The following is an 11,862-nucleotide window of genomic DNA, read 5'->3' as shown; positions in this document are numbered from 1 at the left end:
CATGAGCGACACCCCGGACAGCGCCGTCCGTACGTACATCGAGGAGCACCGCGCCGCCTTCCTCGACGACCTCGCCGACTGGCTGCGCATCCCGTCCGTGTCGGCCCAGCCCGATCACGCCGCGGACGTACGGCGCAGCGCCGACTGGCTCGCGGCCAAGCTCAAGGAGACCGGCTTCCCGGTCACCGAGGTCTGGCCCACGCCCGGCGCTCCCGCGGTCTTCGCCGAGTGGCCCTCCGGCGACCCGCGCGCGCCTACCGTGCTCGTCTACGGCCACCACGACGTCCAGCCCGCCGCCCGCGAGGACGGCTGGCACAGCGACCCGTTCGAGCCGCTGATCGCCGACGGCCGGATGTACGGGCGGGGCGCGGCCGACGACAAGGGCCAGGTGTTCTTCCACACCCTGGGTGTACGGGCCCATCTCGCCGCCACCGGCCGCACCGCCCCCGCGGTCAACCTCAAGCTGCTCGTCGAGGGCGAGGAGGAGTCGGGTTCGCCGAACTTCCGCGCACTCGTCGAGGCCAACGCCCACCGTCTCGCCTCCGACGCCGTGATCGTCTCGGACACCGGTATGTGGTCCGAGACGACCCCCACCGTCTGCACCGGCATGCGCGGCCTCGTGGACTGCGAGATCGACCTGAACGGACCGGACCAGGACATCCACTCCGGCTCCTTCGGCGGCGCGGTCCCGAACCCGGCCACCGTCGCCGCCCGCCTTGTCGCCGCGCTGCACGACGCCGACGAGCAGGTGACGATCCCCGGCTTCTACGACGGCATCGCGCCGCTCACAGGCGCCGAGCGCGAACTGCTTGCCGAATTGCCCTTCGATGAGGCGTCCTGGCTGAAAACCGCCAAGTCGCACGGCACCCTGGGCGAGGCCGGATACACGACCCTGGAACGCATCTGGGCGCGCCCGACCGCCGAGCTCAACGGCATCGGCGGCGGCTACCAGGGCCCCGGCGGCAAGACGATCATCCCGTCGTCGGCGCAGCTGAAGCTCACGTTCCGGCTTGTCGCGGGACAGGATCCGGACACCATCGAGAAGGCCGTCGGCGCATGGGTCGCGGATCTCGTCCCGGCCGGAATCCGCCACGAGATCCGGTTCGGCGCCTCGACCCGCCCCTGTCTGACCCCGCTGGACCACCCCGCTCTGCAGTCGGTCGTGCGGGCCATGAGCCGCGCCTTCGACGGGCAGAAGATCCGCTTCACGCGCGAGGGCGGCTCGGGACCCGCCGCGGACCTGCAGGACGTCCTGGCGGCCCCGGTGCTGTTCCTCGGCATCTCCGTACCGTCCGACGGCTGGCACGCCCCGAACGAGAAGGTCGAACTGGACCTGCTCGTCAAGGGTGTCGAGACGACCGCCCACCTGTGGGGCGACCTCGCCGAGGCCCTGCGCTGAACTCCGCTGACACGACACCCAATCCACCCGGGGGAGTTGGAAATACCGTGAGCACCAACAGCTACGCCACCGCGGACCGCCCGATCGCTCTCACCGCGCCGACCGGCATCGACCGCGAGGCGCACCACCGCCTCGACGAGGCCTGGCTCGCGGCGGCCTGGAGTCACCCCACGACCCGGGTCTTCGTGGTCTGTGGCGGCCAGGCGCTGATCGACGACACCCCCGACGGCCGTACCGAACTGGTGATGACCCCAGCTTTCGAGGCCCCGGTCACCGAGACCCACCGCTACTTCCTTGGTACGGACGAAGAGGGCGTGCGCTACTTCGCGCTCCAGAAGGACGCCCTTCCCGGGCGTATGGACCAGTCGGCCCGTCCCGCGGGCCTGCGCGAGGCAGGACTGCTGCTGTCTCCGCGCGACGCGGGGTTGCTGGTCCACGCCGTAGCGCTGGAGAACTGGCAGCGGCTGCACCGTTTCTGCTCACGCTGCGGCGAGCGCACGGTCATCGCGGCCGCGGGCCACATCCGCCGCTGCCCCGCCTGCGGCGCCGAGCACTACCCCCGTACCGACCCTGCCGTGATCATGCTCGTCACCGACGAGCAGGACCGCGCGCTGCTGGGCCGCCAGGTCCACTGGCCGGAGGGACGCTTTTCCACACTCGCGGGCTTCGTCGAGCCGGGCGAGTCGATCGAGCAGTCGGTGCGCCGCGAGGTCTTCGAGGAGGCGGGTGTCACGGTCGGCGACGTCGAGTACATCGCCAGCCAGCCCTGGCCCTTCCCCTCCAGCCTGATGCTCGGCTTCGTGGCGCGGGCGACGTCCGCGGAGATCAACGTGGACGGCGAGGAGATCCACGAGGCGCGCTGGTTCTCCCGGGACGACCTGCGGGCCGCCTTCGAGTCCGGGCAGGTGCTGCCTCCCTACGGGATCTCGATTGCGGCCCGCCTGATCGAGCTCTGGTACGGAAAGCCGTTGCCCAAGCCCGGTGACGTCGGCTGAGAGACCTTGCGGCTCAGACGCCGATCTTCTGCTTGACCTGCGCCAGCGAGGGGTTGGTCAGCGTCGAACCGTCCGAGAAGAGCACGGTCGGGACGGTCTGACTGCCCCCGTTGGCCTTCTCGACAAAGGCCGCAGACTGCGGGTCCTGCTCGATGTTGATCTCGGTGTACGCGATGCCCTCGCGGTCCATCTGGCTCTTCAGCCGACGGCAGTAGCCGCACCACGTGGTGCTGTACATCGTCACAGTGCCCTGCATCGTCTCTCGTGCTCCTCTGTCTCGCAATGCGATCCCTTTGCTCGATGCGTATTCGCACCGGGTACTTGAACGTACGCGACCTGTCCACCATTCCCGCATTAGTACGACTGCCCAGGGGCCCCTGTGGACAACGGCCACGGCAGCCTCTTGCGACCTGGCAGCATGGCGGTGTGACAGCAGCAACGCACTCCTCCCTTTTCCCGCAGGTCCCCGAGTCGGCGGACGCGGTGCTCGACGGGCTCGACCCCGAGCAGCGCGAAGTGGCGACCGCTCTGCACGGTCCGGTGTGTGTGCTGGCAGGCGCCGGCACGGGCAAGACACGCGCGATCACGCACCGCATCGCGTACGGCGTGCGCGCCGGCATACTCCAGCCCGCCAGTGTGCTGGCCGTCACCTTCACCAACCGCGCCGCGGGCGAGATGCGCGGGCGGCTGCGCCAGCTCGGCGCGGGCGGTGTGCAGGCACGCACCTTCCACTCCGCCGCGCTGCGCCAGCTCCAGTACTTCTGGCCGAAGGCGGTCGGCGGTGAGCTGCCCCGGCTGCTCGAGCGCAAGATCCAGCTGGTCGCCGAGTCGGCCGCGCGCTGCCGTATCCGGCTCGACCGCAATGAGCTGCGGGATGTGACGAGCGAGATCGAGTGGGCCAAGGTCACCCAGACCGTCCCCGCCGACTACCCGGCCGAGGTCGCCAAATCGCATCGCGACGCCCCTCGCGACACGGCCGAGATCAGCCAGATCTATGCGATGTACGAGCAGCTCAAGCGCGACCGCTCGGTGATCGACTTCGAGGATGTCCTGCTCCTCGCGGTCGGCATCCTCCAGGACCGGCACGACATCGCCGACCAGATCCGCAGCCAGTACCAGCACTTCGTGGTGGACGAGTACCAGGACGTCAGCCCGCTCCAGCAGCGACTGCTCGATCTGTGGCTGGGCGACCGGGACAGCCTCTGCGTCGTCGGCGACGCCAGCCAGACGATCTACTCCTTCACCGGCGCGACCCCCGACCATCTGCTGAACTTCCGCACCCGCCACCCCGGCGCGACGGTCGTCAAGCTCGTCCGCGACTACCGCTCCACGCCACAGGTCGTCCATCTCGCCAATGGCCTGCTGAGCCAGGCCCACGGCCGAGCCGCCGAGCACCGCCTCGAACTGATCTCGCAGCGCGAGGCAGGCCCCGAGCCCGCCTACACCGAGTACGCCGACGAGCCGGCAGAGGCCGAGGGCACCGCCCGCCGTATCCGCGACCTGATCGCCGCGGGGGTCCCGGCCGGAGAGATCGCCGTGCTCTACCGCGTCAACGCCCAGTCGGAGGTCTACGAACAGGCGCTGGCGGATGCCGGAGTCCCCTACCAGCTGCGTGGCGCCGAGCGCTTCTTCGAACGCCAGGAGGTCAGGGAGGCGGGCATCGCCCTGCGCGGAGCCGCCCGCGCCGGAGGCAATGACGCCCTGCTCGACGACGTCGGGGATCTGCCGTCCCAGGTCCGGGCCGTGCTCTCCACGAAGGGCTGGACCACCGAGCCGCCCGCCGGATCGGGCGCCGTGCGCGACCGCTGGGAGTCCCTGGCCGCGCTGGTCCGCCTCGCCGAGGACTATGTGCGGGTCAAGCCGCAGGCGACCCTCTCCGATCTGGTGGCCGAGCTCGACGAACGCGCCGCCGCCCAGCACGCTCCCACCGTCCAGGGTGTCACCCTCGCCTCGCTCCACTCGGCGAAGGGCCTGGAGTGGGACGCCGTGTTCCTGGTCGGCCTCACCGAGGGCATGATGCCGATCACCTACGCCAAGACCGACGAACAGGTCGAGGAGGAGCGCCGACTGCTCTATGTCGGCGTGACCCGGGCCCGGCTCCATCTCTCGCTGTCCTGGGCGCTGTCGCGTTCCCCCGGCGGCCGCGCCTCCCGCCGCCCCACGCGCTTCCTCAACGGGATGCGCCCGGGATCGGTCGCCCCGGGCGCCCGTGGCGCGGGCGGTGGAGGCGGTGGAGGCGGCATCGAGCGCGGCGCCGGCCGGCGCAAGCGGCGCGGACCCGTGTTGTGCCGTGTCTGCGGCAAGACGCTGACGGACGCGGGCGAGATGAAGCTGATGCGCTGTGAGGACTGCCCCTCCGACATGGACGAGGCGCTGTACGAGCGCCTTCGGGAGTGGCGCTCGGAGCAGGCGAAGGAACTGGGCCAGCCCGCGTACTGCGTGTTCACCGACAAGACGCTGATGGCGATCGCCGAGGCCGTGCCGGGCAGCGAGGGGGAGTTGGCCCAGATCTCCGGCGTCGGCGGACGCAAACTTGAGCGTTTTGGAGCCGATGTGCTGGTCATCTGCGCAGGTCAGGAAGTTGGAGAGGCCGACGAGGAGGACTGATACAAACTCGTCGAGAAAATAGTTTGCGCGCGCCCCAGCCAGCCCCATAGGTTCTTAACCACGGGAACAGCGACTTCTCTGAAGCCCTGTCCTCGTGCTGTACTTATCCGAATACGCGCGATCGGCCCCGGCCGGTCCTCTAGACGCCGAGAGGAGGCGATTCCAGTGATCAGCACCAAGACCCGCTTCACCAGCACCAAAGTGACCGATCGCTCGGTCGTCTCCGCCTGCACGCTCGGCTTCTCCGCGGCGTTCAACGGCACCGGTCTGTCCGGCTTCTCCGCCGTGCTTCCGGTGTCCGGCCTGGGCGGCCTCCCCGTCCTGGAGCGCAATGAGCGACCGACCAAGGCACTGGAAGCAGGAGTAGCAGCGGCAGAGGCTCAGGCCTATGCCATTGCCGCGGCCAGTGCCGAAACCCAGAAGCAGACGACGCAGCACCACACGATGTGGGCCTTCCGTGGGCTCGAACCCTGGAGTGATCCAGCCTGATCCAGATCAGGCCGGCGCCTTCAGGGCCGCGGAACCCCACCCGGGATCCGCGGCCCTTCTGTTTTCCCCGAACAGGGACGACAGAGCGAAGGGGCCTCGGGACAAGCAGCACCCGGTACCAGCCGACACCCGGCCAACAGGCCGGAACCGACCAGACGAGGAAGACACGACCGTGCAACTCGAAGCGCACGCCCCGTCCGTACCGCCTTCCGAGACGATCCCCCCGCCCGCCCTCACGGAGGACTCCACCTTGACTCCGCTCACCGCGCTCTCCGCGCTCGACGACGCCATCGAGAACCTCGGCGTACCCGTCCCCTGCCGTGCTTACGACCCGGAGGTCTTCTTCGCCGAGTCCCCGGCCGACGTCGAGTACGCCAAGTCCCTCTGCCGCACCTGCCCGCTGATGGAGGCCTGCCTCGCGGGCGCCAAGGAGCGGCGTGAGCCGTGGGGCGTCTGGGGCGGAGAGCTCTTCGTCCAGGGCGTGGTCGTCGCCCGCAAGCGGCCGCGTGGCCGCCCGCGCAAGAACCCGGTCGCGGCATGACCGTCATCGGAACCATCGACCGCCCCATCACGCACGATCCCCAGAAGCTGGCCCCCATGACCTCTTCCACCAGCGAGCCGTCAGGCTCCGCCACCCCAGACGTCACCACCATCGGCGCGAACGCCTCGCGTCAGAACAGGACCCGTGAGATGCAACTCATCCCAGAAGCCATGGCTCGCGCGCATATGCACGAGCGCCTGCGCGAGGCCGAGGCCGAAAGCCAGGCCGTGCGCCTGGTCGCCGCCCGGCGGATGCAGCGCCGCGCCGAGCGCGCCTCGCTGCGTGCCCGCCGCGCGCTGGCCATGGCCGTCATGCACTGATCGCGCAAGCGCTCCGCCACGTATGCACTGAACCCGCGGGGCCCGGTCCGAACGGACCGGGCCCCGCGGTGCGTTGTCCCTGCGGCACGTCCGTTACGGGGTTATCGTCACGAGGTGGACCAGCAGCAGACTCCTCACCCTGCGCAGGCGGGTGCCGAGAGCATCGTGTGTTCCCACTGCGGCACCGTCGCCGAGGGACCACCGCCGACCTGGACCTGCTCCGTGGAGAACGGCACCCGTCACTACTTCTGCGATGACTGTGCACGCGCCAACATCAGAGCGATCGAGGGCAGACTCGACTCCGCCTGGTGGTGATCGCCGCCTGACACGGTGCCGCCCGCGACGGACTACCGATGGCGGCGCGCCCTGCGGCGACCGTTCACGCCCGCGCCTCGACCGCCGTGCCGTCCTCCTCGTCCTCCGGCAGGAAGCCGGGCAGCCACGACTCGAGTTCGTCCCGCAGCCGCACCGCCGCGTTCAGCTGGCACAGCACCCCGATCGTGCTCAGCGTCACCCGGTGTATCAGCAGATACGAGGGCGGCAGATTGAGCTGCTTGCCCAGCTGATGCGCGGGGGAGCGGATATCGGCGATCCGGGCCGCCTGGTTGCGCATCCAGCTGCGGCTGAACGTGAACTCCCCGACCTCGGCGGGCTCGATGATCGGCAGCAGATACTCGAGCACCGCGTCCGGGTCCAGCTCTATCGACTCCTTGACGAAGCCCGCCTCGCGCAGCAGCTCGTAGACCGCCTCGGCCTCGCCCTCCAGCGTCATCCGCAGACAGTCTCCGATGGTCTGCGGCAGCCCGCCGGGCAGCCGGTCCACCGTGCCGAAGTCCAGCACGCCGAGCCGCCAGCCCTTGCCGTCCTCCTCCGGAAGCAGCCGGAAGTTCCCCGGGTGCGGATCGGCGTGCAGCAGTCCCGTGCGCGCCGGGCCGGAGAAGAGGAAGCGGGCCAGCAGCTGCCCCGCGCGGTTCCGCTGCTCGTCGGTGCCGTCGGCGATCACCTCGGCAAGGGGGATCCCGTCGATCCACTCCGTCACCAGCACCTGATCGCTCTGGTGCACCACATCCGGCACCAGAACATCGGGATCGTCGGCGAACTCGGCGGCGTGCTCCCGCTGTGCCTGCGCCTCCAGCTCGTAGTCCAGCTCCTCCGAGACCCGGTCGCGGAGTTCTGAGATCAGAGGCTTGATGTCCATGCCCGGGATCAGCGGCCCGAGCAGCCGAGCGAAGCGGCTGAGCTGAGTGAGGTCGGACAGCAACGCCTCCCCCGCCCCCGGGTACTGCACCTTCACCGCGACCTCACGCCCGTCGTGCCACACCGCTCGGTGCACCTGGCCGATGGACGCGGCGGCCGACGGTTTGTCCTCGAAGTTCAGGAACAGCTCCCGCCAGTCCTCGCCCAGCCGCTCAGCGAGGACCGTGTGGACCGTACGCGTCGGCATCGGGGGCGCGGCGTCCTGGAGCTTGGTGAGAGCCGCGCGGTAGGGGCCCGCGACCTCCTCGGGAAGGGCAGACTCGAAGACGGACATGGCCTGCCCGAACTTCATCGCACCGCCTTTCAGCTCGCCGAGCACTTTGAAAAGCTGCTCCGCCGTGCGCTGTTGCAGCTCCCTGGCCACGATCTCCGCGGACTTCCCGCCGATCCGCTTTCCCAGACCCCAAGTGGCCCGCCCGGCGAAGCCCAGTGGCAGCGAGGCCAGCTTGGCGGTCCGGGTGACCGCCTTCCGGGGAAGATCAGACATGTGCCCCTCCAAATCCCAGACAGCCGTGCCGCGTGTGCCTTACGGCATTGCTCCGTTGACGGCCGTTACCCGGCCATTGTCTCGTGCGGCGACCCGAACTTTGAGGTGTGTCCCCCCTCACTCTTCCGTCTCGCTCCGCAGGCACAGTGAAGATGCGGCGTGATTGTTTCCGAGCGCCACTCCAGCAGCGGCAGCGAAACCTCCCAGCGCGCTCCCGTGCTCGCGGGCAGCTCTCCGTCGAGAAAGGACAGCGCGTGCGCCGCCGTCATCCCCGCAACGGCCGTGGCCAGGGCGACATCGCAGGCCGGTAACGCGCGGCGGCGGCCCGACCGCCACTGCGCGAGCAGCCTCGCCCTGCCCGGATCCCGCTCCACGCCGTCCAGCTCCAGGCAGCTCGCGCACGCCGTGCCGCCGGGCAGCACCAGCGGGCCGACCACACCGGTTGCTTCGACAACTCCCGCATACATATGGGGTGTCCCGCCGACGATCCAGTCCGCGGCGCCGGCCGGGTCGGGTGCGTATGCCGCCAGACCGTCCCGTGGGGCCACCACGACCAGAGAGAGACCTGGCTCACCGCAGCCTGGTGCCGTCGTGTACTCGGCCGCGCGTGGCGGGCGGTCGGGCGCGGTCCGCCGCACCAGCTGCCGGGCCGCCGCCTCCCGCCGCTCACCGATCGCCTCGGCCGGCAGCCCGCCGGGCGCCACGTCCCATGGCTCCGTGCACCCGCTGTCGAGCACTTCGACCCGGCCCACCCCCGAGGCGGACAGCACTGCGGCGACCGTCGCACCCACTCGGCCCGCGCCCCGGACCTGGACGCGCATCGCGCGCCGGGCCGCCAGGCGCCGTATCCCGCCGCCCGGTTCCGGATCGACCACGGACAGCGATGCCAGATCGGGGCGCAGCCGGTCGAACGTGCCCGTCCGTTTCCGTAACGCGTCCGCCGCGGGCCCGCCGGCCGTCGGATCGTCGAGCAGCCCGGCCGATGTCAACCGCTTCACCAGCGCGTCCACTTGTCCTTCCGGCAGCCCTATTTCCCGCGCCTCCTGACGCAGCAGCGGCAGCCCCCGCGTCCCGTCGAAGAGCTCGAGCAGGGCTCCCGTCGCCGTGTCCACCGGGCCGACCATCACCGCATGCGCGGGCGTCGTCCCGAACTGCACCGTCTGCCGCTCCCGCCATGCCCGCTTCAGGGCAGGCTTCACCATCGGATGCATTTCCACGTCCCCCGTTCCAACTTCCCCGTTAAGTCTTGTCGGATCTCTCCGCTGATCTGTTGTCAGAATGCACGGCCGCGCCGAGGGATGTGAAAAGTTATCCACAGGCATGGGGTATTAGTCGTTCAAATGGTGCAGCCATGGAGTGGATCAAGCTCGAACCGTCCCGGAGGCGGGACTTCCCCCACTGACAGCGGGTAACGTCGGGGCGTGTCCGTCGATCCGTCCCCTCGCTTCGCTGGGGAGACCCCACAGCGCAGCACGAAAAGCCGACCGCCCCGCGGATCGGGGACGAGTGCGGTCGAGGTCCGAAGGAGCACCCGGCGCAGCAGAACGGTCTCGGCTTACCGCGAGGGTGACCGCACCATTGTCCTCATCCCTGCCCGGATGTCCGAGGCGGAGGAGCGGCGCTGGGTCACCGTGATGCTGGACAAGCTCGCCGCTCAGGAGAGCAAGCGCATCCTCGGCGACAACGAACTGGCCGAGCGCGCCGAGCGTTTGTCCGCCCAGTACTTCGACGGACGCGCAAGACCGACATCCGTGCGATGGGTGACGAACCAGAACACCCGCTGGGGCTCCTGTACCCCGGCGGAGGGCAGTATCCGCCTGTCGCACCGCCTGCAGGGGATGCCCGAGTACGTCGTCGACTATGTGCTCGTCCATGAACTGGCCCATCTCCTCGTGCCGGGACACGGACCGCGCTTCTGGCGACTCCTTGAGGCGTATCCGCGCACCGAACGCGCGCGGGGCTATCTCGAGGGCGTCGTCGCGGCCGACCGGCTGCCGCACCTGCCGGCCGCACGCGAAGAGTGACCGGCGGCCGTCCTGTACCGAATCTGTACCGGCTTGGCTCAATGTCGTACTGAGCCGTTAGCCTGGCGCGACGGATTCACATTTCGGGATGGGGGACGGTCGTTACGCATGGCCAGGGAATTCCAACGCGGCCACAAGGCCAAGATCAGTGATCTCACGCCGGGAACGGATCTGTACATAGGTGTGCAGATCGCCGCTCCTGGGCTGACCTTCGACATCAGCTGCTTCGGACTCGACGCCAACGAGCAGCTTTCGGACGACCGGTACTTCATCTTCTTCAACCAGCCGAAGTCACCCGAGGAGTCCATCCAGCTGCTTGGCGCGCAGTCCGGTGACACCGAGTCATTCCGCGTCACTCTGGACCGCATTCCGGCGAACATCCACCGGCTCTCCTTCACCGCGACGATCGACGGCGCCGGACAGATGTCGCAGGTCGGCCCCGGGTACGTCCGTATCGTCGCGGGTGGCGAGGAGGTCGTCAGGTACGCCTTCACCGGCTCGGAGTTCACCACCGAGCGCGCGGTGATGCTGGGCGACTTCTATCTGAAGGACGTCTGGCGCTTCGCCGCCATCGGCCAGGGCTTCGACGGCGGACTCGACGCACTGCTCAAGAACTTCGGCGGCGAGGTCGCCGAGGAGCAGCCGGCCGCGCAGCAGCCCCAGGGCGCCGCGCCGTCGTTCGCGCCGCCCCCGCAGGCCACCGCGCCCCCGGCGTTCGGCGCACCGGCCGCACCGCAGGCGCCTCTGGCCCCGCAGCCCGCGCCCTCGTTCGGCGCACCCGCGGCCCCGGCGCCTGCCCCTGCCCCTCAGCTGAACCCGCAGATGCACGCCGCGCCCACCATTGCGGCCCCGATGAGCCCGCCCGCCGGCACGGTGCCGCCGCCTGCGCCGGCTCCGTATGGACAGCCGCCCCAGCAGCCGCAGTACGGCCAGGTCCCGGGACAGATGCCGGGTCAGGTCCCGCCGGGCGCGCCCTCGCCGTACGGACAGCAGGCACCCTCCCCGTACGGACAGCAGCCTCCGGGCATGCCGCAAGGGGTTCCGCAGGGCGTCCCCCAGGGCGTCCCGCAGGCAGGGGCCGGTCTCCAGGCCGCCCTCCAGCCGTACCGCGAGACCGCCACCGGCCAACGCTGGACTCCGCAGAACCAGCAGCTCATGCGGGTCGATCTGACCATGGGGGGCATGCCCGTGCTGGCCCGTCAGGGCAGCATGGTGATGTACCAGGGCAAGGTCGACTTCAGCTACAAAGGCGCCGGTTTCGCCGGCCGCATCGTCGGCAACGCCACCGGCCAGGAGATGCAGCTGATGCGCTGCAGCGGCCGAGGCCAGGTCTTCCTCGCCGAGAACGGCGCGCATCTGCACTCCATCGAGCTGCAGGGCGACGGCATTTGCGTCTCCGCCGAGAACGTCCTCGCCTTCGACGAGTCCCTGCAGCACGAAGTCCGCAGGATCGAGGGCCACGGCATCCCCGGCGGCGCGCTGTTCACGATGATGTTCCAGGGCACCGGCACGGTCGTCGTGAAGACCCAAGGCGTCCCCGTTGTCCTCCCGGTCACGCCGACGACCTTCGCCGACTGCAACGCGGTCGTCGCCTGGTCGGCAGCGTCCCAGGTGATCCTTTCCAGCCAGGTCCGGCTTCGCCGCAACGCGTACCCGGGACACAGCGGAGAGACCGTCAACCTCCAGTTCCGGGGCGCCCCCGGCAACTTCATCGTCGTCCAGCCGTACGAGGTCTGAGGGAGC

At 69.8% G+C, this 11,862-nt stretch carries 12 protein-coding genes; 9 read left to right on the top strand and 3 right to left on the bottom strand.

All coding sequences use genetic code 11. The features are described 5' to 3' along the window. Position 1 precedes the first annotated feature (1 nt). Both OG905_RS14620 and nudC read left to right on the top strand, forming a co-directional pair. Positions 2 to 1,399 carry a dipeptidase gene (locus tag OG905_RS14620; RefSeq protein ID WP_328669054.1) on the top strand — a complete coding sequence of 466 codons (1,398 nt, stop codon included), beginning with the start codon at positions 2 to 4 and terminating at the stop codon, positions 1,397 to 1,399. 47 nt (positions 1,400 to 1,446) lie between these two features. Next, positions 1,447 to 2,394: an NAD(+) diphosphatase gene (gene nudC / locus OG905_RS14615; RefSeq protein ID WP_328669052.1), complete on the top strand. Its 948-nt coding sequence runs from the start codon at positions 1,447 to 1,449 to the stop codon at positions 2,392 to 2,394. 13 nt (positions 2,395 to 2,407) lie between these two features. Here the strand turns inward: nudC and OG905_RS14610 are convergent, their stop codons facing one another. Continuing rightward, a complete protein-coding gene (locus OG905_RS14610) occupies positions 2,408 to 2,650 on the bottom strand; it encodes a mycoredoxin (RefSeq protein WP_328669050.1) in 243 nt (80 codons plus the stop codon). Positions 2,651 to 2,694: 44 nt separating this feature from the next. Here OG905_RS14610 and OG905_RS14605 point away from each other — a divergent pair, with 44 nt between their 5' ends. The 5 genes from OG905_RS14605 to OG905_RS14585 all read left to right on the top strand — a co-directional run bounded on the left by OG905_RS14605 (position 2,695) and on the right by OG905_RS14585 (position 6,666). Continuing rightward, complete coding sequence (locus OG905_RS14605; RefSeq protein ID WP_443043942.1) at positions 2,695 to 5,001, top strand: ATP-dependent DNA helicase UvrD2; 2,307 nt, start codon at positions 2,695 to 2,697, stop codon at positions 4,999 to 5,001. A gap of 159 nt (positions 5,002 to 5,160) precedes the next feature. Then, entirely contained in the window at positions 5,161 to 5,490 is a 330-nt protein-coding gene (locus tag OG905_RS14600) for a hypothetical protein (protein WP_328682335.1), read from the top strand. A gap of 172 nt (positions 5,491 to 5,662) precedes the next feature. Further along, the gene (locus OG905_RS14595; protein ID WP_142213804.1) at positions 5,663 to 6,031 is read left to right on the top strand and encodes a WhiB family transcriptional regulator; all 369 of its coding nucleotides are present in this window, start codon (positions 5,663 to 5,665) and stop codon (positions 6,029 to 6,031) included. Further along, positions 6,028 to 6,351 (top strand): hypothetical protein, encoded by a 324-nt coding sequence (locus OG905_RS14590; RefSeq protein ID WP_328669045.1) that lies wholly within the window; start codon positions 6,028 to 6,030, stop codon positions 6,349 to 6,351. Before OG905_RS14595 ends, OG905_RS14590 begins: the two co-directional genes overlap by 4 nt. 114 nt (positions 6,352 to 6,465) lie before the next feature. Continuing rightward, a complete protein-coding gene (locus OG905_RS14585) occupies positions 6,466 to 6,666 on the top strand; it encodes a hypothetical protein (RefSeq protein WP_266487192.1) in 201 nt (66 codons plus the stop codon). Positions 6,667 to 6,730: 64 nt separating this feature from the next. Here the strand turns inward: OG905_RS14585 and OG905_RS14580 are convergent, their stop codons facing one another. Then, positions 6,731 to 8,095: an ABC1 kinase family protein gene (locus OG905_RS14580; protein WP_328669042.1), complete on the bottom strand. Its 1,365-nt coding sequence runs from the start codon at positions 8,093 to 8,095 to the stop codon at positions 6,731 to 6,733. 65 nt (positions 8,096 to 8,160) lie between these two features. After that, the gene (locus OG905_RS14575) at positions 8,161 to 9,306 is read right to left on the bottom strand and encodes a ThiF family adenylyltransferase (protein WP_328669040.1); all 1,146 of its coding nucleotides are present in this window, start codon (positions 9,304 to 9,306) and stop codon (positions 8,161 to 8,163) included. Positions 9,307 to 9,516: 210 nt separating this feature from the next. Here OG905_RS14575 and OG905_RS14570 point away from each other — a divergent pair, with 210 nt between their 5' ends. Both OG905_RS14570 and OG905_RS14565 read left to right on the top strand, forming a co-directional pair. Continuing rightward, entirely contained in the window at positions 9,517 to 10,119 is a 603-nt protein-coding gene (locus tag OG905_RS14570) for a M48 metallopeptidase family protein (protein ID WP_328669037.1), read from the top strand. 108 nt (positions 10,120 to 10,227) lie between these two features. Continuing rightward, entirely contained in the window at positions 10,228 to 11,856 is a 1,629-nt protein-coding gene (locus tag OG905_RS14565; RefSeq protein ID WP_328669035.1) for a TerD family protein, read from the top strand. Positions 11,857 to 11,862: the final 6 nt, after the last annotated feature.

The sequence above is a fragment of the Streptomyces sp. NBC_00322 genome, from assembly GCF_036147535.1.
Taxonomy (GTDB): Bacteria; Actinomycetota; Actinomycetes; order Streptomycetales; family Streptomycetaceae; genus Streptomyces.
Note: the sequence above shows the minus strand (reverse complement) of the source record. Positions and strands in the feature narration are given on the sequence as shown.

Bases quoted from the DNA above. Each gene is read 5' to 3' on its own strand.
- OG905_RS14610 (WP_328669050.1), bottom strand. From the start codon at position 2,650: ATGCAGGGCACTGTGACGATGTACAGCACCACGTGGTGCGGCTACTGC.
- OG905_RS14565 (WP_328669035.1), top strand. From the start codon at position 10,228: ATGGCCAGGGAATTCCAACGCGGCCACAAGGCCAAGATCAGTGATCTC.
- OG905_RS14580 (WP_328669042.1), bottom strand. From the start codon at position 8,095: ATGTCTGATCTTCCCCGGAAGGCGGTCACCCGGACCGCCAAGCTGGCC.
- OG905_RS14605 (WP_443043942.1), top strand. From the start codon at position 2,695: ATGCGTATTCGCACCGGGTACTTGAACGTACGCGACCTGTCCACCATT.
- OG905_RS14575 (WP_328669040.1), bottom strand. From the start codon at position 9,306: ATGCATCCGATGGTGAAGCCTGCCCTGAAGCGGGCATGGCGGGAGCGG.
- OG905_RS14590 (WP_328669045.1), top strand. From the start codon at position 6,028: ATGACCGTCATCGGAACCATCGACCGCCCCATCACGCACGATCCCCAG.
- OG905_RS14620 (WP_328669054.1), top strand. From the start codon at position 2: ATGAGCGACACCCCGGACAGCGCCGTCCGTACGTACATCGAGGAGCAC.